We start from the raw sequence: 19,800 nt of genomic DNA, 5'->3' as shown, positions 1-19,800 counted from the left end.
AAACGAAGTAGAGACGCAAAAATGCGTTTCTACAGCAGCAGTGGCAGCTGGCCACCCACGCGGGCCGGCACCAATGAGGCGTCGGGCAGGCGCAGCAACAGCTCCTGGCCGGGGCGCAGCGCGCCGGTAAGCGGGCGGCCCTTGGGCGTAAGCAGGCGCACGGTGCCCGGTTCGGGCAGCGCCGGCAGGACCGCCACGGGCGTAGGCCTTAGCTCGGTTAGCCGGAGTTGCTGGCGGTGCAGCAGGCGCATAGTGGCCAGTTGCAGCTGGTAGCGGCGGCGCAGCAGCTGCTCGCGGCGGCGGCGGTGCAGGCGGCGGAAGCGCTGGGCCAGCGCCCGGCCCCGCAGCCGCAGCTGCTGTTCGTGGTGGTCTAACGTCTGGCGGGCGGCGCGGTGCAGATGGTGCTGCCGCCGCCCGAGCTGCTGCTTCTGCTGGCGCAGCTGGGTCCGGGGCGCGGTGGCCGCCGCCCGAATGCGCTGGTGCAGCGCTTCGCGCTGCTCCTGTAGCTGGCCCTGTACCGTCCGCCGGGCCTGCCGGAGCCGCCGGTTGAGCTGCTCGGCGGCGTAGCGCACCTGCTGCTGGGCCAACTGCCGGATGCGGCCGCCGTAGCCTTCCAGCGCCGCTTCCAGCCGAGCCAGCCGCTCGATGAGATGAGCGGCCACGGCAGTAGGTGTTTTCAGGGCCAAATGGGCCGCCAGGTCAATAACGGCTTCGTCGCGCTCGTGGCCGATGCCGGTGAGCACGGGCAGCGGGAACGCGCCCACGGCCGCCGCCAGCCCGAAATCATCAAAGGCCAGCAAATCGGCCTTCGAGCCCCCACCGCGGATAATCACCACGGCCTCAAACTGCCCCCGCCGGGCCCGGATAAGGTCGAGGGCGGCGCAGATGCTGGCCGGCGCGCCTTCGCCCTGCATGGTGGCCGGAAATAGCGTCAGGGCGAAATCGTAGGGCGCCTCCTGCAGCTGCTGCACAAAATCCTGCCAGCCCGCCGCCGTCGCCGACGACACCACGGCCACCCGCTGCACCCCAATGGGTAGCGCCAGCTGCTTCTGCCGCTCCAGCAGGCCTTCGGCTTCGAGCTTGCGTAGCGTTTCGAGCCGCAGCCGCGCCAGGTCGCCCACGGTATAGGTGGGGTCGAGGGCCAGCACGTCGAGGCTCAGGCCAAACTGCTCATGAAACTTTACCTGCACCCGGAGCATGATTTTCAGGCCCGGCCGCAGCTGCAGGCCGGTTTGCTGCTCGAAGGCGGTTGCCAACTGCTGGTAGCGCTGGCTCCAGATGGTGGCGCGGGCCTGGGCCTTGAGCGTGGCCCCGCGGGCGGTGGTGTGCTGGTCGGTGAGGGTGAGGTAGCAATGCGCGCCCACGGTACGGGGCAGCGTGAGGTCGGAAATTTCGGCTACTACCCAGTACGAGTCGGCAAAACGCTCACTCAGCGTTTGGCGTACCCGCGCCAGCAGCTCGGCCAAGGGCAAAGCGGCCGGCGGCAGCGCAGGGCCGGTATTGGCAACAGGAGCAGAGAGGCCCGGGTCGGGCCGACGGTTGTACAGTGGCATCAGGCGCAAGTTACGGAGCGTTGGGGGAGGGGCGAGACGTACGGGAAAGGTGGAAAGCATGAAACGGAACGCTACTCTGAGCAGGTGGCGCATGGACCCATAGTCCGAAGAATCTCTACCGCTTCGTTGAAATGATGACGCAACGAAGCGGTAGGGCTTCTTCGACTTCGCTTCCGGCCTCACTCAGCATGACGTTCCGTTTCTGCCTGCCTGCCTGCCTGCCCTCTTGTCACTCCCCGCTCGCCTCCTGCCAACTCCCGGCTTTTTAGTAGATTTACTCATGACAATCCTTCATTTCTTTCTGTTTTATGCGAAAAAATAATCCTTTGTCCTTGGCGGCGCTGGCGGCCGCCGGCCTGGCGCTGGGCGGCTGCGCCAGCACCCAGCCGGTTGCTACCACTACGCCCACCACCGAAAAGGCCCCAATGGCCGCCCCCGCTGACCCCAAGGGCACCGGCCTGAACGTGGCCAACATCAACATGTCGGCCGACGCCTGCGACGACTTCTTCGAGTACGCGTCGGGCAGCTGGCTCAAAAACAACCCGATTCCGGCTGCCGAAGTACGCTGGGGTTCTTTCAACGAGCTGGCTGACAAGAACAACGCCGTAATGCGGCAGATTCTGGACGAGTCGGCGGCCAACACCTCGGCCGCCCGCGGCTCCAACGCCCAGAAAGTAGGCGACTTCTATGCCTCGGCCATGGACTCGGCCGCCATCGACGCGGCGGGCCTGAAGTATCTGCAGCCCGAGTTGGACCGCATCAACAAGATAAAGACGCTGAAGGAAGTACAGGCCGTGTTGCCCCAGCAAATGCGCCTGCAGACCGGCGCCTTCTTTGGTGGCTACGTGGGCCAGGATGAGAAGAAGAGCGACGAGTACGCCGTGAACCTGTACCAGGGTGGTCTGAGCCTGCCCGACCGCGACTACTACCTCAAAGACGATGCCCGCTCCAAGGGCATCCGCGCGGCCTACACCACTTACCTGACCAACACGTTCAAGATGCTGGGCGACGCCCCGACCACGGCTGCTAAAAATGCCGTTGCCGTGATGGCCCTCGAAACCAAGCTGGCCAAGGCCTCGAAAAGCCGCGTGGCTTTGCGCGACCCGCAGGCCAACTACAACAAAATGACGCTGGCCGAGGCCAATAAGCGTTTCCCTAACCTGGCGCTGCCTGCTACGCTGAAAAGCGTGGGCCTGGGCGCGGCCCAGCAGGTAATTGTGGGCCAGCCCGAGTTTTTCAAGGAGCTGAGCGACGTGATGAAGCAGTCGTCGGTAGCTGACCTGAAAACGTACCTGCGCTGGCACCTGGTGACGTCGCTGTCGTCGGCGCTGCCCAAGTCGTTCGGCGACGAGCAGTTCCGCTTCTCGCGGGTGCTCACCGGCGCCAAGCAGCAGCAGCCGCGCTGGAAGCGCATGCTGCGCTCGACCGACGGTGCGCTGGGCGAGGCTTTCGGCCAGGTGTACGTCGAAAAAGCCTTCACTCCCGATACCAAGGCGAAGGCGTTGGTAATGGTAGCCAACATCAAGGCGGCCATGGGTGAGCATATCAATAAGCTCGACTGGATGAGCCCGGCCACCAAAACCGAAGCCCTGAAGAAGCTGGCGGCCTTCACCGTAAAAATCGGCTACCCCGACAAGTGGAAGGACTATTCGGCCCTCAACATCAGCCGCGAGTCGTACCTGAAAAACGTGCTGGCCGCCCGCGAGTGGAGCTACGCCGACAACGTCACCAAATTCGGCCAGCCGATTGACCGCCAGGAGTGGGGCATGACGCCGCCCACGGTGAATGCTTACTACAACCCGAGCATGAACGAAATCGTGTTTCCGGCCGGTATTATGCAGCCCCCGTTCTTCGACCCCAACGCCGACGACGCCGTGAACTACGGCGGCATGGGCGCGGTCATCGGCCACGAAATCACGCACGGCTTCGACGACCAGGGCCGCCAGTACGACGCCCAGGGCAACCTGCGCGACTGGTGGACCAAGGAGGATGCCGACAAGTTCCAGGTGCGCGCCGACATGGTCGATAAGCAGTATTCGGCCTTCTCGCCGCTTGATTCGGTGTTTGTGAACGGCAAGCTGACGATGGGCGAAAACCTGGCCGACTTCGGCGGGCTGGCCCTGGCCTACTCGGCCCTGCAGAAAGCCAACGCCGGCAAAAACGTGCCGAAGTACGATGGCTTCACGCCCGAGCAACGCTTCTTCCTGGCCTGGGCCCAGGTGTGGCGCACCAATGCCCGCCCCGAGTATCTGCGCCAGCAGGTGATGACCGACCCGCACTCGCCGGCCCAGTACCGCACCGTGGGCCCGCTCATGAACATGCCCGAGTTCTACGAGGCCTTCGGGTGCCAGGAAAATGCCAAAATGATGCGTGCCCAGGCTGAGCGCGCCAAAATCTGGTAGGTTACCAGATCAGGTAACTGCTGCGGCGCTTACAAAGCGGCCGCAGCAGTTACCTGGCTGTGGGTAGCGTGGTCATTATTTCATAAGCAACAGATGAGTCATGCCCAACGAGAAGGATTACGCCGCACTGCCGCTGGAAGCATTGTTGGCAGAGCAGAAAGATGTTAAAAGAAACCAACTGCTATCTGCCGCCGCCATTGGGTTTCTGGTGGGCGTGATGGCCTATGGCCTCGTTAAAAACGGGTTTGGGTTCCTTTTCCTCGCCATTCCTTTGTTTTTGATAGTAGGGATTTATAAAAACTCACGCGTTCAGAAGCAAACACTGGAGCAAATCAGGGCAGAGATTGAGGCAAGAAGAATCACCTGAAACGCTACGCTTTCACCTAAGCTGAAAAGCGGCCCGCGCATTTGTGCGGGCCGCTTTTTTTGGGTGAGGTAAGAAAGCTGTTTTCCGGAGTCCTGCCGAACCTGCAACGAGCAAAAAATGTCCTTAAATTAAGTCCGGCACCCTTTTTCGGCGGGCTTTTTGGTAGAGTAACGCATGCTTGCTATTCTTCGTGTTACCGGACTGGGCCTTTTGCTGGTAGCTGCTGCCTGCCAGTCGCAGCCCGCTACGCCCAACTCAGCTTCGGCGGCTCCCGCCCCGGTTCCTGCCGCCCCGGTCGCAGCCGCCACCCCCGATTCGGCTCCTGCTTCCGGGCTGCTGTCGGCCCCACCGGATACGATGTTGGCCCGCCGGATCGAAGCCCCGCAGCTCAACGATGTGTACGTGGTGGCTTACCAGCCTTCCGGGGGCTTTGGGGAGCGGTACTTTTTCTACCGGGTAAGCCGCATTACGCCCACAATAGTCGATTTGCTGCCCGCCCGCCAGGAATCTACCGATCCGGCTACTGATGTTAGCGCCGCCGGTTTCTTTACCGACAAGGCGCTGACTTACACCCGCGCCGAAGCCCTGGAACTGGTGCAGGAACAACCCGGCGACGTGCAGCACACCCGGTTGGTACAGATTCGGAGGTGAGAGTCAATTAAACGCACTGCCTCACCCCGCGCCCTGTCATTTCAACACCTTCACCTTGATGCCGACGTCCTGGACGGGCCACATATCCATGCCCACGGGCTCGTTGGCAATTTTGTCGATGATGTCGAGGCCCTCAACTACTTCGCCGAATACGGTGTACTGGCCGTCGAGGCCGGGAGTGCCGCCGAGGGTGGCGTAGGCCTGTACCTGCTCGGGTGTGAGGGGGCGCGGGGCGCTGGCGCGCGCCTGGCCGGGCGTCATTTTCTCGCCCTGCACAATGTAGAAGTCGTTGTTGGAGGAGAGCTTGCCGGGGTTCACCTCACCGTCGTAGCGGGCCATGGCCAGGGCACCACGCTTGTGGAAGTGCTGGGGCCTGATTTCGGGCGGCAGCCGGTAGCTGCGCATGGCCACGGTGCGTCGTTCCGAACCACCGCCCTGAATGGCAAAGCCCTGCACCACGCGGTTGAACACCGACTCATCGAATACGCCCTTGCGGCTAAGCAGCAGGAAGTTGGCCGTATGGACGGGCGTGTCGTCGTAGAGGCGGATGCGCATATTGCCCAAGCGGGTCTGGAGCAGCACTTCCTGGCCCGGATACTGGCGGCCGTAGGCTAGCAGCAGCCGGGCAGCATTCGAGTCGGCCAGCGCCATCAGGTCGGGGCCGGGCACTTCGGGTGGCGGGGGCAGCGTCGCCGAATTGGCAGTTTCGGGCGAGGACTGGGTGCAGGCGGCCAGGAGCAGCGCCGCCGCCAGTAGCGGGAGGAAGGAGCGGGAGCGAATCATAGCAGCAATACGCGAAATAACCGGTTACAGGGCCACCAAATAGGGCGGCCCGCCCGCAGGCGCAGCCGCCCTTAAAGGTAGTGCGAAACCAGTTCGGGCCCAATTGGTGGGCCCGGCCAGCAGATTCTACCAGCCCGAGCCGGCAGGTGAGCCCCAGCCGTCGTCGGCTTTGGCTTTGGCTTTCGGCTTGGCTGCTGGCTTGGTTTTTTCCTTCACCGTAGGGCCCTCGGCGGGCTTCACTTTAATTTTAACCTTGGTGGTGGGTGTGGCTGGCGCGCTGGCCGGAGTGGCAGCGGGTGCCGGAGTGGCGGGCTTGGCCTCTATATCGGCCGAAAGCGTAGGCATGGCGCGGGCCGCGTTGATGAGGTCGGGCCGGGCAGTGGCTTTGATGGGCTCCAGGGCCAGCAGGTTCTTCTGGTCTACCAGTACGTTTTCTTTCCAGGCGCTCAGCTGATTATCAAGCTGGTCTTTCTCGTCTTTCGAAACGGGACGCTTGAGCAGCTTGTTAAGGTCGGGCGAGCCGGCGTCCTTCCAGGCGGTCATCCACATGGAGGCGATGAGTGTGGGGGCCAGCTTCAGCCGGAAGGCAATCATGCCGCCCACTTTGTCGTGGTACGAGTCGGCAAAGGCGTCGGAGTAGGCCCGGCGGGTCTGGCCGTACTTGTGGCTGAAGACGTACTTGGTCTGGAGGGTGTACTTGCGGGTAATGTCGGCCTCCAGGTCAAAGGTGGCCCCCAGGAAGCCGTACGACTCCTGAATCACCTGCCAGATGTCGGCCATCGGGTTTTTCTCAAAGTGGCCGACCTCGTTTTTAAGCTTGTACTTGCCCATGTGGCGCTCGGGCAGCTTGCTTTCCCAAAGCGCCAGCATACCTTCCTGCTTGCTCAGCTGGCCGTCGTAGTTTTCGGTAGTGCGCAGCGGTACATAGGCATCGGCCACCAAATGACTCAGCTCCGACGAGAGCGTGAGAATAGCCGACGTATCGGCGGCGCGGAAAGCCGTAGTGAGCTTGGTTTGGGTTTCCATGATAGCCCAGGGCAACGTGCCGTACTTGCGCAGGGTGTCGGCCGTGTACTTGGCGGCGGCCTTTTCCCACTCCTTGGGCATGATGCCAAACGGATCGGTGCCGTAATGGTCCATAGCGATAAAGTGCCGGGGCGATTCGGTTAAATCCCGCTCGCGGGCTTCGTTGCCGCCGGCGCTGCCGTTTACCAGCGCCGGCATATGGCGGAAGTAGTAGCTACGCATAGTGGCCGGCAGCGCATACACGGCCAACTGCGTAACGGTGCGGTGCGCAAACGTGCCCCAGGCCGGCGCCAGGTTGTGGCACAGCAGCACGATAAGCAGGGTAAGTAGGAGTTTTTTCATAGCAGATTCCGACCAAAAGCTTGACGACAACGAAGATACAATTTGGCTGCCAGTTGAGGCCGGAAAGCCGTATTTTCAGCCCTGCCGACCCCGCCCGGCGTAGTAGTACCCTGCCGCAGCCAGCTAATCGGGCTGTTCTATCCCCTTGCTTTGTCTCACCAGCCCCCTATGACGCTTATCTCCAAGAAGAAAATAACTTACTCCATCGGCGAGCGGCTGCGGTACTACCTGATAGAGTACGACCGCGAAACCGCGCTGCCCGTCACCTATTCCGACCTGGCCCGCTTTACCGGGGCTTACCCGCTGCTCGACCGCCAGGGCAACGACTCGCTCTGGGAAACGGTGTACTACGAACCTAATGCCCTGCGTGAGCTCAGCCAGGGCCTGGAAGAGGTGTATGCCCTGCTCAAAACGGCTGGCGACCTCTCGTACACCCAACACCTGCTGGCCGACCGCATCGACTACTGCCGCTTCGGCAACAGTCAGCCTTTCCGGGTGCGCATTGTCAACCAACTCAACGACAACTACGACTATTTCTACGTGAAAAAGGCCGATGCCTCGCGGGTGTACGGCCTGGAGTTGGAGCACATCCTCTCGCCCAACAGCATCAACTATGTAGTCAATGGCGATACGCTTATCGAGGAGCACATTGCCGGCATTCCCGGCGACGATTTTATCCGTCATCACCTCTCGCGGCCCCACCTCAACCAGGTGCGCATTGCCAAGGAGTTCGTGAAGTTCAACGAGCGGTGCTTTGCGCGGCTGCTGGGCGATATGCGGGCCTACAACTATATCATCGACGTGACGCTCGACTTCGAGGATGAGCAGTACCGGGTGCGGGCCATCGATTTCGACCAGCAGTGCTACGAGGGCAAGAAAAACATGTACCTGCCGCAGTTTTTCAAGGATAACCGGGCCATTGTGCAGCTGTGCAGCCGACTGCTCAAACCCGAAACCATCCGCCAGTACCAGGCCGAAGAGCGCACGCTGATGGGCCGCCGGGCCCGTTCGGAGCGTCACCGCCTCAAAGACCTCATCGACTGCCTGCGCCACGACACGGTGTCGCCCCGCGAGAAAGTCAACCAACTCAAGCAGGAGCTCAACCGCCACCACGGCACCAAGCAGTTCAGCCGCTGCCGCGGCATGGGCGACGTAGTGCGCCTCAACCTGAAGCTGATGCTTATCTCGCCCAAAAAAATCCTGAAAGGATAGCGTGGCTTCGCTCAGAATGACGTTCCCTCACTAATCACTAATCACTAATCACTAATCACTAATCACTAATCACTAATCACTAGCTACGGCTGATACACTACCCCCTGCTTCATCACGAAGCGTACGCGTTGCATGGCCCCGATATCCTGGAGTGGGTCGCCCTCCACGGCTACTATATCGGCCAGCTTGCCCACTTCGAGCGTACCCAGGTTTTCCGACTGGCCCAGCAACTCGGCGGCCGAAACGGTAGCGGAGCGCAGGGCAGCCAGCGGCGGCATGCCGGCCTCTACCATGTAGCGAAACTCGAGGGCATTGGCCCCGTGCCGGAACACGGCCGCATCGGTGCCAAACGCAATTTTAACGCCTGCCTTATAAGCCCGCCCAAAGGTGCCCTGCAGTTTGGGGCCGATGGCAAGGGCCTTGGGCGTAACCAGCGGTGGGTAGTAATTCGGGATTTTAGCCGAATCGGCCACCGACTTGCCGGCCGTGATGGTGGGCACGTACCAGGTTCCGTTTTTTACCATCAGCTTCATCGTTTCGTCGTCCATGAGCGTACCGTGCTCGATGCTCGTAACGCCGGCCCGAATGGCGCGCCTCATGCCCTCCGAGCCGTGGGCGTGGCAGGCCACGGCCAGGCCCAAATCGCGCGCCGTTTCCACTACGGCCCGTATTTCGGCCTCCGTCATCTGGGCCGCCGAGCCATCTTTGGCCACGCTGAGCACGCCGCCGGTGCTGGCAATCTTGATGAGGTCGGCGCCGCGCTTGTACTGCTCGCGCACGGCCTGCCGGGCCTCGTCGGGGCTGTTTATCACGCCATCGGTCGGGCCGGGCACGCCCATCAAATCCAGGCGGTAGCCGTTGGTGGGGTCCATGTGGCCGCCGGTGCCCGAAATGGCCTTGCGGGCCGTGAAGATGCGCGGCCCCACCACTTTGCCCTGGTTGATGGCGTTGCGCAGGGCCACGTTCACGCCCGAGCCGCCCAAATCGCGCACCGTGGTAAAGCCGGCCAGCAGCGTTTTGCGGGCGTGGGCCAGCGAGCCGAAGGCCACATCGGCGGGGTTTTCGGTGAACTCGCGCAGGAAGTTGTCCTTGCTGGTTTCACCCTCCAGGTGCACATGGCAGTCGATGAGGCCGGGCATAACGGTGCGGTTTTTCAGGTCGATAACCTGGTCTTTGGGGCCGGCGGGCGTGGTATAGCCCTTCTCCACGGCCAGCACCCGGCCGTTTTCCACTACCACCGTCATGGCCGACTGGGGGCGGTCGGAGCGCATATCGAGCAGGCGGCCGCAGTGCAGGTAGGTTTTCTGGGCCAGGGCGGCCGAAGCCGGGGCCAGCAGGGCGCCGCCGAGCAGCAGGCCGAAGAGTATGGGTTTCAGCATAAAGGCAGGAAAGTGAGCCGCAAAGTGGGTTGCAGTGGCGGAAGATAAGCGGAAAATAAACGCTGCAAGCCGCCTATTTCCGGGGCAATCCGTACCTTGAAATGAGCTGCTTGCTTTTAGCCGGTAGCTGTTCGCTTTTTTGCCGGGGCGCTTCACTGCCCAATCAGCCCCATTCGCCCCCTTTACCTCATCCCAACTATGGCCACTCCCGAAGAATTTGAAGCCGCCGCCGCCCGCAGCAAAGAGCTGCCCGCCAAGCCCGACAACACGACCCTGCTCAAGATGTACTCCCTCTATAAGCAGGGCAGCGAAGGCGACGTTTCGGGCGAGCGGCCCGGCGGTTTCGACTTCAAAGCCATTGCCAAATACGACGCCTGGGCCGGCCAAAAAGGCAAAACCCAGGACGACGCCCGCCAGGAGTACGTCGATTTCGTGAACTCCCTTTTTTAAGCTGTTAGCTGAGAGCCGTTAGCCATTAGCTTTCGTGTTTTCAACCAGCCACAAGCTCCAACAAAAAGTGCCCGCTACGTATGTGGCGGGCACTTTTTGTTAAAAAATTGACTGCCGGCAGCCGGCCAAGAACCGGCGACCTTCGTTTTTTCAGCTAACAGCTAACAGCTAACAGCTAACAGCTAACAGCTTAGGCAATAGGCTTGGCCGGGGCGCCGGGCGTGGGCAGGTCGAAGGCCGTGGCGTCGTGCTCGAAGTGGCCCTTGTGCGAACCGTCGCAGAACGGCTTGTTGGCCGAAAGGCCGCAGCGGCAGATGCTGATTCGCTCGCGGCCGCCGAGGCCGTAGGCGTTGCCCTGGGCATCTACGAGTTCGAAATCGGTGCCCTCTACGCGGAGGGAGCCATTGCTGAGAACGGTGAGTTTGGTGGCCATGAGTGAGAGTGAATGAGTGACTCGGTGAAGCAACGCGCGAGCCGGTGAATAAGTGAACGGGCAAATTAGGCAGAACTACCCGGATGCACCCGCCACCCCGCCATTCGCCGCCAAAATCGCCCTAATTCCTAATCTCCTTGCGCAGCACGTAATCGTTCATCCAATAGGGGCCAATGGCAATGTCCTCTTCGCGGTGGCGCTGGAACCCCAGGTGCTCGTAGAAGGCCAGGGCGGGGTTGTGGCGGTTCACGTTTAGGTCGAGGGTGTGGCCGCCGGCGGCGCGCACGGCGGCCTCTACGGCCCCAATGAGCTGCTGGCCCAGCCCCTGGCCCTGGTGCGAGGGCAGCACGTAAATCTTCTGCAGCTTGAAGAGGCCGGTTTCGTCCTGGGCCGAAAACGAGGCGTAGCCGCTGGCTTGGTCCTCGGCGGTGTAGGCGAGCAGAAACTGGTGGTTTTGCTCGCTTATTTGCCGTTGCAGCGAGGCTTCGGTGTAAATCACGCGGTACATGTACTCGATTTGCTCGCGCGAGATGATGAAGCGGTACGTAGGCTCCCAGGTAGCTTCGGCCAGCGCCAGGATGGTGGGGATGTCGGTGGCGGTGGCGGGACGGATGCGAGCGGAAGCGGCGAAGGAAGCGGACATAGGGGGCAAAAAACGGGATAATCCGGCGCAAAACCGAACCCTTTAGCCGCTTTCGGTAGTTTTGGGCCGGAAATTGCCCCTGTCGCACTAAGCGGCCTTACGGCCGCGTTGTTTGCGCTTTCCGCTCCTGTTACTCGCTTCTTTCCTTTCCAGATGCTAAAAGCTACTGCCTCCGCTACTATGCTGCTCGCCGCCGGCCTGCTACTGGCCGCTACTCCGGCCACCCGGGCCCAATCGGCCCCCCAGAAAACTACCACTGTGCCAGCCGGCAACCTCGAACGCACCCTCAGCGAGTTCGGCACCTGGGTCGGCGCTCAGGTTGATCGGGCCGGAGCGGCCACGCGCCGCGAAATGCCCAAGCTGACGGCCGAGTTCGACCGCCGCAGCCGCCGCCTCGACCGGGCTGCCGACAGCCTTTCGGCTGAGGGCCAGCGCGAGTACACCGCCCAAAAGGTTCGCTACCAGCAGTGGGCCACCCGCCAGGACAGCCTCGATGCCCGCCAGCAGCCTAGTACCCCCGCGCAGGCCCAGGCCCGGCTGCTGAAAGAGAACGTGAACATCGGCCGGGCCCGCGCTACCGAGTTGCCCGACCTGTATTTACGGCTGATTGAAACCATGCGGGCAGAGAAAAAAGGCTGGTCGCAGACGGACTGGAGCACGGCCAGCGAAGTGCTTGGCCGCCTCAACGACCGCTACGAGCAAGTGCGCACCCAACTGCCCCTCGAAGAGCGCCTGCGCATCCGCACGCTGCAGGGCGAGTTCCGGACGCTGGAAAAAGCCCGTGGCGTGAAAGATTCGATGCGCGACTAAATGACGCCTAAATTTCTGATTGTAGGGGCTGCGGCCGCCTGCTCCAGCCACTGGAGGGCATCGGGCATGTTGCTGAAGACCTCAACGCGCACGTAGGCAATCAGCCGTTCCAGAAAGCGGTAGCTGGCCAGTTGGTTGTGCATATCAGGTGTAAAAACGTAAGCAACAGCGTGGAGCCCGCCCACCAGTACCGGCGGCAGCCACTCATATTCCAGCCAGTCCAGGGCCTCGCTCCAGTCGCCGGTAGCCTGGCTTTTGTCGTTGAGCAGCAGCTGATAAGGGCAATTGGCGGTGAGCTGCATCGTGCGACGAGTCACGTCGACTACCTGCTGGCCCGTCAGGTTGCCAAACCAGTGCACTGCCAGCAGCTGCCGGGCCGGGTCGTGCTCGATAGTAGCTAACTGTTGCCCGCTGTCGTCGGTGAGCGTGCTCAGGGGCTGGAGCTTAAACGAGGACATAGCGAGGCATGAAATAGCGTTAATTTATAAAACTATTGCATGTAAATGTAGCATTATTCGCAAGCGAAATGACGGCGCCCCGACCTTGAAGTGGGAACTGCTATTTTTGCGACTCTGCTTTTTCGCTTTTCGCTCATGCACATTGCAATAGTTGGCAACATCGGGGCCGGTAAAACTACGCTGGCCAACAAGTTGGCCCACCATTTCAACTGGGAATTATTTCTGGAAGATGTGGATGACAATCCGTACCTAAAGGATTTCTACGACGATATGCCCCGGTGGGCGTTCCACTTGCAGGTCTATTTTCTCAACAGCCGCTTTCGCCAGACCCAGCACATCAAGCAACTGCAGCAAAACAACAAGGGCATCATCCAGGACCGTACGATTTATGAGGATGCGCATATTTTCGCGGCCAACCTCAGCCAGTCGGGCCTGATGAGTGAGCGGGACTACCAGAACTATCTGGGCCTGTTCAACTCCATGATCAGCATGGTCGACCCGCCCGACCTGCTGTTGTACCTGCGGGCCGATCTGCCCAAGCTGGTGCAGCAGATTGAGCGCCGTGGCCGCGGCTATGAGAACAACATCAAAATCGACTACCTCAAGCACCTAAATGAGCACTACGAGGAGTGGATTCGGAGTTACGACCAGGGTAAGCTGCTCATCGTCGACGTTAACAACCTCGACTACGTAAACAACCCCGAAGACCTGAGCATCATCATTGACAAGATCAATAGCACGCTGTTCGGACTATTTTAGAAATAAACGGGTTCGGCAGGAGGACAGCCGAACCCGTTTTCCCTGTTTTCGTCCTTCAATCCAGTGCTCCGTTCAAGAAATCTACCAGCGGGCGAGCGGCTTGCCAAGCGGCAAGTACGCGGTCCGGAAAATCGGGCCGCACCACTTCTGCGTCGGGGAAGTGCTGCCACACGAAGTAGCTTTTGAGTCGTAGCCACGCAATGTCGGGGTCGGTGCGGTCGTAGCCTTTGGGGGCGGTTTTGAGGGCCTGCGCCATCTCGAGGCCCTGCGGGAAGTGGCGGAGCAGGTTGGCATCCTGGCGCAGGGCGTGAAACGCGGGGCCGTTGTAGTGAATTTCCTGGCGGATGCGGGCCAACTCGGCGGCATCGGGCAGGCGGCGGCCGGCCCCCACGTAGGTACCCCCGCCGGGCTGCACGGCCACGAAGTAGCCCGCCCGCGGTGCGTGCCGGCCACCGGGCTTGAAGCCCGCGCCCATGTGGCGCTTGTAGGGCTCGGGGTCGAGTTGCGAGCGGTCGTTTTTATTGATGCGAAACATGAGGTCGGTGGCTCGCAGACCGCGCAGATCGGGCTCCAGCTCGGCGGAAGCCAGCCGGAGCAATTCTTCCACGAAAGCCGCGTACTCGGCGCGGGCAGCGTGGTAGCGGGCGCGATGCTCGTCCATCCAAGCCTTGTGGTTATGGGCGGCTAAATCGGCCAGAAAATCGAGAACGAGAGCTAACTTCATAAGTAGAAATACAAACCGGCGGCGCATAAAAAAAGCCCCGCACCGCTAAGCGGTACGGGGTAGCACTGGCCCGAGTTGGCGGCCGCAATGGCTGCGTGGTGCTATTTCCGCCCCAGCGCCTGGCCGTCGCTGAGTGGGGTGCGGCCATTGAGCGCCCAACTGAACGAGAGGTACTCGATGCTGGCCGCCGGCAGGACCGGCGTGTGCGCGTAGCGGTTGATAAAAGCCAGTAACTGCGGCTCCGCGCCGAAATCGGCAGCGTAAGAGTGGAACAGGGCTGAAAGGCGCAGCTGCTGCGGGCTAAGCTGGTTGAAGGCCGGGTCGTTGAGGAAACGGCTGGTTTGCTGGTCGAGCTGCTGGTTGAGCTGGGGGCTGGTGTAGGCCTCCGCCAGCATCGGGGCGGCCGAGGCCGCGCCGTAGTTGAGGGCGAAATGAATACGCGGATCGTGGAATTGCTGGCGCAACTGCTGTTCTATCTGGTTGAGCGAGTAGTTCTGCCCGCCCACGTTCACGGCCACCGTTTCCCAGGGCGACTCGTAGCCGCTAATGGTTTTGATGCGGATGTCGTTGATGCTGGCGACCGGGTAGTTTTCGATGACCAAGTTGGCCGCGGCGGCATTATAAGTGTTTATCCAGAATGCCTTCAGTTGGTCGGGGGTCCAGTTTTCGGCCTGGGGCCGCACTTTGCGCAGGCTTTGCAGGTAGGCAAACAGCTGGTCTTCGTCGGCCAGCAGGCCCACATAGTCCAAACGACCATCGGTGGTTACGTGCAGGCGTAGCAGCGCACTCCAAGGCTGCTGGAGCAACTCGGGCTCGGGGCGGTTGGGAGCATTAACTGGAGCGGCATGGCTCATGGAAGCCAGCAGCAACAAACTCAGCAATAGAGGGAAAAGACCCGAAGGCAGAAAGGAGTGACGCATAAGCCGGGCCGGGAGCCACCGAAAAATAGGTTTTATCCGAGATGCTATTGATTTATCAAAAGTATAGGTTTTTCTCTGACTTAGCAAAATGCAATAAGTATAAAAGATTAATTGATTTAACTAAGGTGCTATAGACAGCAATACAATCAACCTGTGTGCAGGCAATGGGCTGGCAAATGAGCCTGATGTGAAACCCATACGTGTCGGCCCGAAATACAGCCTGCAGGCTTAATAAACTGAGGGCGTTTTGTAACTAGCCACAGCCACGGGCTCGCCTACGTGTAGCAGGCCGCGGTTGTAGCTGGTTACGTTCTGGCCGAACATGGCGCTGCCGTCTTCGGTACGATAGGCGGCCAGGGTGCGCAGGGGCTCGCCCAGCGGGCTTTTTTGGGCCGTGGCCGGGTTGATGGTGGTAAGCACGCACCGCCCGCAGGCCCGCACGGCCCGGAAGGATAGCCCGCCTATTTGAAATTGGTCCCAGCCGTCCTCGGCAAAGGCCTCGCCGCCGCTGAAAACTAGGTTGGGCCGGAACCGCTCCATGCCCACGGGTTCGGCCAAGCGGCCGTTGAGGTCGGCCAAGGAGGTTTGCCCGATAAGTAGAAACGGGTAGGCGTCGGCGAAGCTTACCAACTGGCCTTCGGGATTGAGAGCGGGTTCGGTGTCGCGGCGCACCATATCCGACATGTACACCAGTTTGCAGGGTTGGCCCAGCGCCTGCGTGAGCCACTCGTCGCACTCGGGCCGGGCACGCCAGGCAAACACCATATCGTCCCAGATGGTCACGAACAGCGTTTTTTCGGGCGTAGCCTCGAAGGGCACATACAGCGGCGGCAACTCGGGTCGTTGCTGGTGGCTGAGGAGAAAGCCATTGTAAGCAGGAGCCACTTTCAGGTGGGCCATGGCCGTGGTCTGCCGTTGAGTCATAAACTGGTTACGCTCGTTCACAATCAGCCAGCGACGGTCGTGGCGCAGGCCCCGGGGCTCCACCACGGCCTCGGTAAGCCGGATACCACCCAGCGACTTTACCGGATAAATGTAGAGGTCGGAGAGCAGGAGAGGAGCAGCCATGCGGCAAAGATATATATCAGTGAATAGTGATTAGTGATTAGTGAGGAACGTCATTCTGCGCGCAGCGAAGAGTTTCGGGTGTCAAAGTGATTTACAACGACAGGATTACCATTGCACGCGAGATTCTTCGCTGCGCTCAGGATGACGTTCCTCACTACTCACTGTTCACTAATGCAGCGGCCGCTTCTTGATCATACCGCCCTTGGTGTCTTTTACGCTGTGCATCACCATGAATGCCTGGCGGTCAATCTGCTCGACTTCGGCTTTGAGTTGGGATAGTTCGAGGCGGGTGATGACGGTGAAAATAATATCGACGGGGCTGGGCTGGGTGCCGTGCGAGCCGTAGCCGCGCTTGCCGCTGTACACGGTGGCGCCGCGGCCCAGCTTCTCGGTAATCATGCGCCGGATGGCGTCGGAGCGGCCCGATACGATGGTAACGCCGGTGTACTCCTCCACGCCGTCAATCACGAAATCGACGGTTTTGGCCGCCGACAGGTAGGCCAGAATCGAGTAGAGTGCCGTTTCCACCGACAGCACATAGGCCGCCACGGCGAAAATGACGATGTTGAACGACAAGATGATGTCGCCCACCGTCAGGCTGCTGGTTTTGCTCAGGTAGATGGCCATGATTTCGGTGCCGTCGAGCACCCCTCCGCCGCGCATGGCCAGCCCGATACCGGCCCCTAGAAAGAAGCCCCCAAATACCGAAATCAGCAGCTTGTCTTCGGTCACAATCGGAAACGGCACGAGGGCCAGCACCACGGCCAGGCCCAGTACGCTCAGCAGTGTGCGGATGGCCACGCCCCGGCCCAGCTGGCGGCTGGCCATGATCATGAACGGCACGTTGAGGGCAACAATCAGGGCCGGCAGCGGCAGCCCGAACACCTGCCGCAGCAGCAGCGACACGCCCGTTACGCCGCCATCTAAAAAGCCGCCGGGCAGCAGGAAGCTTTCGAGTCCGAAACCGGCGCAAAACACGCCCATCGTCAGGAACAGCGCGTTACTAATCTGCCGCTTCCACCACCGCCGGCCCCGGCGCGTTGACCGCCGGCCCTGCTGCGGCAGCGGCTGTGGCAGCAGATCAGCTTCGGCGCGTTGGCGCTTGCGCAGGAGCATCAGTTGCGGGATAAGCATAAGGGGCGATGAATGGGCTAGTGGTAATGGGGGGGAGGAAGCGCGGAATGTCGAAACGACAATTTACTCATCCTTACTTTACCGGCGTGGCCTGCTGGGCCAGCTGCACGGCGCGGTAGAGGTTGACGATGCCGCCAGTGCTGGAGAGGTCGGCAAAATCGACGAGCTTGCCTGAGCCGGGCTGGCGCACCTGGGTGTGGGTGGGCTGGGCCGAGGCCAGGATGAGGCGCTTGAGGTCGGCGGCCGTAAGCTCGGGGAAGTAGCTTTTGAGTGTGGCGGCAATGCCCGCAACCACCGGGGCGGCCATGCTCGTGCCGCTCAGGTTGCCGTAGCGGCCGCCGGGCAGCGTCGAGTAAATCTGGTTGCCGGGCGCAAACACATCTACCTGGGTTTTGCCGAAATTAGAGAAATCGGCGGCCAAACCGGCGTCGTTGTCGCGTGAGGATGCGCCCACCGTAATCATGTTCGGGATGCGTTTACCATCCAAAAACACCGGCGTCGGAAACTGCAGCTTCTGGTCCAGGTTCTCGTTTTCGTTGCCGGCCGAGTGTACCAGCAGCACACCCTTGCTGTCGGCGTAACGGATGGCTTCCTCCACAGCTGCGCGCTGAGGCGAGTAATACTTGCCGAAGCTCATGTTGATAATACTGGCACCGTGGTCGGCAGCGTAGCGGATGGCGTTGGCCACGTCCTTGTCGCGCTCGTCGCCATCGGGCACGGCCCGCACGGCCATCAGGCGCACCACGGGCGGCGCAATGCCCATAATGCCGAGGTTGTTCACGCGGTCGGCCCCGATGATGCCGGCCACGTGGGTCCCGTGCAGCGGGTCGGGGCCGGCCACATCGGCGTTGCCATAGAGGCGCTGCTTGACGTTGAACGGGTCGTCGCCGACGATGGGGCGGGGGTTGTAATTAAGGTTGAGGCCGTAGTCGAGCTGGTCCTGGGTTTCCTTGAGGCCGTTCTTCATCTCGGCCAGAATATCATCGAGCGAGCCAAAGCCGGTGTTTACCAATAGCTGGTGCAGCTGGCCCGATAGCTCGCGCAGCTGGGATACCTGGGTGGGCGGGTTGCGCAGCACGGCCGTATCGAGCGAGGCTACGCCCAGCGCCTGCTTCAACTTTTCCGACACCGTTACATTCTCGGCGTACACCTGGCTGAACTGCTTGAGCCGGTCGGTGTTTTCCTTCACCTTGGCGTCGTAGCTCTTCTTTACCTTCACATACAGGTCGAAGTCGGCGCGCTGGGCAGCGGGCACGCCCACGCGGGTTTTGCCTTTGAAGCGGGGCTGCAGCTGGGCCAGCAGGCGGGTTTCTTCGAGCGTTTCGAGGTTGATGTTGCGGCCGTCGGCCCCGCCCAGGTAGTTCCAGCCCCACACGTCGTCGGTGTAGCCGTTCTTGTCGTCGTCGAGGCCATTGCCGGCTACTTCACGGGCGTTGCGCCAGAGCATGCGCTTGAGGTCGGCGTGGGTGGTGTCGATGCCGGCATCAATAATGGCCACTACCACCGGGCTGGGGGTACGGCCGGCCAGCAGCTCCTGGTAGGTGCGGTTTACGCTCACGCCCATCACGCGGTCGGTGGTGGGGTCGAGCAGGTACCATTGCAAAGCAGCGGCGGCTTCGGGCGTGGGCGCTGTGGGGGGCGCCGGGGCTACGGTTTGGGCCGAAGCCAGCAGGGGCAGGCTGAGTGCCAGGCCCAGCGCGGCAAGGCGCAGGCGGGCAGCAAGAGGAAAAGACATGTGCGGGAAAAGAATACGGTAAAAGAAGCGGACTATACGGGATAACAGGGCGGCCCAGCCGAAATTGCGCCGGCGCAAAAATAGCAAGCAGCCCGCCGAGAAGCGCCCTACAGACGCCCGCCCGGCTCAGTCCGACGCACATGGCCGGCAGTTTTCCGGCCCGCCGCGTGCAATAACCCGGCCGCGCCGGCCGCCGCTCAAATCCGGCCGGTGGTGCGTAGCTTTCGCATCTGCTACTGTTTTCACTACTTCAAACCCCTCTCGATGCCCCAGTACGCCGAAATTTTTGAGCGCAACCGCCAGTGGGTCGCCGACCGTACGGCCAGCAACCCCGATTTCCCGGCCTCATTGGCCGCCGACCAGCAGCCCGACTACCTCTACATCGGGTGCAGCGACAGCCGCGTAACGGCCGAGGAACTGATGGGTGTGGATCCGGGTGAAGTATTCGTGCACCGCAACATCGCCAACCTGGTCAACAACATCGACCTAAACGCCATGTCGGTGATTGAGTACGCCGTGCGCCACCTGGGCGTGAAGCACATTGTGGTGTGCGGGCACTACGGCTGCGGCGGCGTAAAAGCGGCCATGCAGCCCCAGGACTTGGGGATTCTCAACCCCTGGCTGCGCAACATCCGCGACGTGTACCGCCTGCACCACACCGAGCTGGATGCCATGGCCGACCCGGCCTTGCGCTACGACCGGCTGGTGGAGCTGAACGTGCAGGAGCAGTGCATCAATGTGGTAAAAACGGCCGTGGTGCAACAAGCCTACCTGCAGGGCGGTTTCCCGACGGTACACGGCTGGGTGTTCGACCTGAAAACGGGTTTGCTGAAGGATCTGAACCTCGATTTTGTGCATATCCTGCACGATATCCAGGAAATTTACAACCTCGGCGACCAGCCCGGCTGGCACCCTACCGGCGCCGCCCCAACGGCTGGTTAGTGCCGGGCA

Annotated in this window: 20 protein-coding genes; 8 read left to right on the top strand and 12 right to left on the bottom strand. The window is 61.4% G+C overall.

Going from position 1 to position 19,800, the window contains the following annotated elements:
• Positions 1–29: 29 nt before the first annotated feature.
• The gene (gene xseA / locus BLW21_RS09365) at positions 30–1,553 is read right to left on the bottom strand and encodes an exodeoxyribonuclease VII large subunit (RefSeq protein ID WP_175470914.1); all 1,524 of its coding nucleotides are present in this window, start codon (positions 1,551–1,553) and stop codon (positions 30–32) included.
• Between the two features lie 308 nt (positions 1,554–1,861).
• On the opposite strand from xseA, the gene BLW21_RS09360 reads away from it, so the two are divergent.
• From BLW21_RS09360 to BLW21_RS09350, 3 genes are all read left to right on the top strand, one after another.
• Entirely contained in the window at positions 1,862–3,955 is a 2,094-nt protein-coding gene (locus tag BLW21_RS09360; RefSeq protein WP_175470913.1) for a M13 family metallopeptidase, read from the top strand.
• A 100-nt stretch (positions 3,956–4,055) separates the two neighbouring features.
• The gene (locus BLW21_RS09355; protein ID WP_092739294.1) at positions 4,056–4,322 is read left to right on the top strand and encodes a hypothetical protein; all 267 of its coding nucleotides are present in this window, start codon (positions 4,056–4,058) and stop codon (positions 4,320–4,322) included.
• A gap of 174 nt (positions 4,323–4,496) precedes the next feature.
• Positions 4,497–4,973 (top strand): hypothetical protein, encoded by a 477-nt coding sequence (locus BLW21_RS09350; protein WP_139255145.1) that lies wholly within the window; start codon positions 4,497–4,499, stop codon positions 4,971–4,973.
• A gap of 36 nt (positions 4,974–5,009) precedes the next feature.
• Here the strand turns inward: BLW21_RS09350 and BLW21_RS09345 are convergent, their stop codons facing one another.
• Positions 5,010–5,756 (bottom strand): peptidylprolyl isomerase, encoded by a 747-nt coding sequence (locus tag BLW21_RS09345; protein WP_092739291.1) that lies wholly within the window; start codon positions 5,754–5,756, stop codon positions 5,010–5,012.
• 126 nt (positions 5,757–5,882) lie between these two features.
• Positions 5,883–7,124: a zinc dependent phospholipase C family protein gene (locus BLW21_RS09340; RefSeq protein ID WP_092739289.1), complete on the bottom strand. Its 1,242-nt coding sequence runs from the start codon at positions 7,122–7,124 to the stop codon at positions 5,883–5,885.
• Positions 7,125–7,292: 168 nt separating this feature from the next.
• Here BLW21_RS09340 and BLW21_RS09335 point away from each other — a divergent pair, with 168 nt between their 5' ends.
• Positions 7,293–8,336, top strand: a complete 1,044-nt coding sequence (locus tag BLW21_RS09335) for a hypothetical protein (protein WP_092739287.1) — start codon at positions 7,293–7,295, stop codon at positions 8,334–8,336.
• 83 nt (positions 8,337–8,419) lie between these two features.
• Here BLW21_RS09335 and BLW21_RS09330 read toward each other — a convergent pair whose 3' ends face one another.
• Positions 8,420–9,715: an amidohydrolase family protein gene (locus tag BLW21_RS09330; RefSeq protein WP_175470912.1), complete on the bottom strand. Its 1,296-nt coding sequence runs from the start codon at positions 9,713–9,715 to the stop codon at positions 8,420–8,422.
• A gap of 198 nt (positions 9,716–9,913) precedes the next feature.
• On the opposite strand from BLW21_RS09330, the gene BLW21_RS09325 reads away from it, so the two are divergent.
• Complete coding sequence (locus BLW21_RS09325; RefSeq protein WP_092739285.1) at positions 9,914–10,165, top strand: acyl-CoA-binding protein; 252 nt, start codon at positions 9,914–9,916, stop codon at positions 10,163–10,165.
• A gap of 190 nt (positions 10,166–10,355) precedes the next feature.
• On the opposite strand, the gene BLW21_RS09320 is transcribed toward BLW21_RS09325, so the two are convergent.
• Positions 10,356–10,598, bottom strand: a complete 243-nt coding sequence (locus BLW21_RS09320; protein WP_092739283.1) for a CDGSH iron-sulfur domain-containing protein — start codon at positions 10,596–10,598, stop codon at positions 10,356–10,358.
• A 121-nt stretch (positions 10,599–10,719) separates the two neighbouring features.
• The gene (locus BLW21_RS09315) at positions 10,720–11,241 is read right to left on the bottom strand and encodes a GNAT family N-acetyltransferase (protein WP_092739281.1); all 522 of its coding nucleotides are present in this window, start codon (positions 11,239–11,241) and stop codon (positions 10,720–10,722) included.
• A 153-nt stretch (positions 11,242–11,394) separates the two neighbouring features.
• Here BLW21_RS09315 and BLW21_RS09310 point away from each other — a divergent pair, with 153 nt between their 5' ends.
• A complete protein-coding gene (locus tag BLW21_RS09310; RefSeq protein ID WP_092739279.1) occupies positions 11,395–12,051 on the top strand; it encodes a DUF6565 domain-containing protein in 657 nt (218 codons plus the stop codon).
• Here the strand turns inward: BLW21_RS09310 and BLW21_RS09305 are convergent.
• Positions 12,048–12,509, bottom strand: a complete 462-nt coding sequence (locus BLW21_RS09305; RefSeq protein ID WP_092739277.1) for a hypothetical protein — start codon at positions 12,507–12,509, stop codon at positions 12,048–12,050. The two genes, BLW21_RS09310 and BLW21_RS09305, sit on opposite strands and share 4 nt — an antisense overlap.
• A gap of 135 nt (positions 12,510–12,644) precedes the next feature.
• Between BLW21_RS09305 and BLW21_RS09300 the strand changes: the two genes are divergently transcribed.
• On the top strand, positions 12,645–13,268 hold the full coding sequence (locus tag BLW21_RS09300) for a deoxynucleoside kinase (RefSeq protein ID WP_092739275.1): 624 nt from the start codon (positions 12,645–12,647) through the stop codon (positions 13,266–13,268).
• A gap of 55 nt (positions 13,269–13,323) precedes the next feature.
• Here BLW21_RS09300 and BLW21_RS09295 read toward each other — a convergent pair whose 3' ends face one another.
• The 5 genes from BLW21_RS09295 to BLW21_RS09275 all read right to left on the bottom strand — a co-directional run bounded on the left by BLW21_RS09295 (position 13,324) and on the right by BLW21_RS09275 (position 18,849).
• Complete coding sequence (locus BLW21_RS09295; protein WP_175470911.1) at positions 13,324–13,992, bottom strand: DUF2461 domain-containing protein; 669 nt, start codon at positions 13,990–13,992, stop codon at positions 13,324–13,326.
• A 101-nt stretch (positions 13,993–14,093) separates the two neighbouring features.
• Positions 14,094–14,846 (bottom strand): DUF547 domain-containing protein, encoded by a 753-nt coding sequence (locus BLW21_RS09290; protein WP_175470910.1) that lies wholly within the window; start codon positions 14,844–14,846, stop codon positions 14,094–14,096.
• Between the two features lie 294 nt (positions 14,847–15,140).
• Positions 15,141–15,980 (bottom strand): MOSC domain-containing protein, encoded by an 840-nt coding sequence (locus BLW21_RS09285; RefSeq protein WP_092739269.1) that lies wholly within the window; start codon positions 15,978–15,980, stop codon positions 15,141–15,143.
• Positions 15,981–16,148: 168 nt separating this feature from the next.
• Positions 16,149–17,114, bottom strand: coding sequence for a YitT family protein (locus tag BLW21_RS09280; RefSeq protein ID WP_092739267.1), 966 nt, complete (start codon positions 17,112–17,114; stop codon positions 16,149–16,151).
• A gap of 73 nt (positions 17,115–17,187) precedes the next feature.
• Positions 17,188–18,849: a S8 family serine peptidase gene (locus BLW21_RS09275; RefSeq protein ID WP_245711855.1), complete on the bottom strand. Its 1,662-nt coding sequence runs from the start codon at positions 18,847–18,849 to the stop codon at positions 17,188–17,190.
• Positions 18,850–19,113: 264 nt separating this feature from the next.
• On the opposite strand from BLW21_RS09275, the gene BLW21_RS09270 reads away from it, so the two are divergent.
• A complete protein-coding gene (locus BLW21_RS09270) occupies positions 19,114–19,791 on the top strand; it encodes a carbonic anhydrase (RefSeq protein ID WP_092739265.1) in 678 nt (225 codons plus the stop codon).
• Positions 19,792–19,800: the final 9 nt, after the last annotated feature.

The organism is Hymenobacter psychrophilus, from assembly GCF_900107135.1.
Taxonomy (GTDB): Bacteria; Bacteroidota; Bacteroidia; order Cytophagales; family Hymenobacteraceae; genus Hymenobacter; species Hymenobacter psychrophilus.
This window is presented reverse-complemented; position numbering and strand designations above follow the sequence as displayed.

Excerpts from the sequence above, each read along its gene's own strand:
- BLW21_RS09310 (WP_092739279.1), top strand. The coding sequence starts at position 11,395 with ATGCTAAAAGCTACTGCCTCCGCTACTATGCTGCTCGCCGCCGGCCTG.
- BLW21_RS09355 (WP_092739294.1), top strand. The coding sequence starts at position 4,056 with ATGCCCAACGAGAAGGATTACGCCGCACTGCCGCTGGAAGCATTGTTG.
- BLW21_RS09350 (WP_139255145.1), top strand. The coding sequence starts at position 4,497 with ATGCTTGCTATTCTTCGTGTTACCGGACTGGGCCTTTTGCTGGTAGCT.
- BLW21_RS09340 (WP_092739289.1), bottom strand. The coding sequence starts at position 7,124 with ATGAAAAAACTCCTACTTACCCTGCTTATCGTGCTGCTGTGCCACAAC.
- BLW21_RS09305 (WP_092739277.1), bottom strand. The coding sequence starts at position 12,509 with ATGTCCTCGTTTAAGCTCCAGCCCCTGAGCACGCTCACCGACGACAGC.
- xseA (WP_175470914.1), bottom strand. The coding sequence starts at position 1,553 with ATGCCACTGTACAACCGTCGGCCCGACCCGGGCCTCTCTGCTCCTGTT.
- BLW21_RS09270 (WP_092739265.1), top strand. The coding sequence starts at position 19,114 with ATGCCCCAGTACGCCGAAATTTTTGAGCGCAACCGCCAGTGGGTCGCC.
- BLW21_RS09275 (WP_245711855.1), bottom strand. The coding sequence starts at position 18,849 with ATGTCTTTTCCTCTTGCTGCCCGCCTGCGCCTTGCCGCGCTGGGCCTG.
- BLW21_RS09335 (WP_092739287.1), top strand. The coding sequence starts at position 7,293 with ATGACGCTTATCTCCAAGAAGAAAATAACTTACTCCATCGGCGAGCGG.
- BLW21_RS09330 (WP_175470912.1), bottom strand. The coding sequence starts at position 9,715 with ATGCTGAAACCCATACTCTTCGGCCTGCTGCTCGGCGGCGCCCTGCTG.
- BLW21_RS09345 (WP_092739291.1), bottom strand. The coding sequence starts at position 5,756 with ATGATTCGCTCCCGCTCCTTCCTCCCGCTACTGGCGGCGGCGCTGCTC.
- BLW21_RS09315 (WP_092739281.1), bottom strand. The coding sequence starts at position 11,241 with ATGTCCGCTTCCTTCGCCGCTTCCGCTCGCATCCGTCCCGCCACCGCC.
- BLW21_RS09290 (WP_175470910.1), bottom strand. The coding sequence starts at position 14,846 with ATGAGCCATGCCGCTCCAGTTAATGCTCCCAACCGCCCCGAGCCCGAG.
- BLW21_RS09325 (WP_092739285.1), top strand. The coding sequence starts at position 9,914 with ATGGCCACTCCCGAAGAATTTGAAGCCGCCGCCGCCCGCAGCAAAGAG.
- BLW21_RS09285 (WP_092739269.1), bottom strand. The coding sequence starts at position 15,980 with ATGGCTGCTCCTCTCCTGCTCTCCGACCTCTACATTTATCCGGTAAAG.
- BLW21_RS09360 (WP_175470913.1), top strand. The coding sequence starts at position 1,862 with ATGCGAAAAAATAATCCTTTGTCCTTGGCGGCGCTGGCGGCCGCCGGC.
- BLW21_RS09300 (WP_092739275.1), top strand. The coding sequence starts at position 12,645 with ATGCACATTGCAATAGTTGGCAACATCGGGGCCGGTAAAACTACGCTG.
- BLW21_RS09295 (WP_175470911.1), bottom strand. The coding sequence starts at position 13,992 with ATGAAGTTAGCTCTCGTTCTCGATTTTCTGGCCGATTTAGCCGCCCAT.
- BLW21_RS09320 (WP_092739283.1), bottom strand. The coding sequence starts at position 10,598 with ATGGCCACCAAACTCACCGTTCTCAGCAATGGCTCCCTCCGCGTAGAG.
- BLW21_RS09280 (WP_092739267.1), bottom strand. The coding sequence starts at position 17,114 with ATGCTTATCCCGCAACTGATGCTCCTGCGCAAGCGCCAACGCGCCGAA.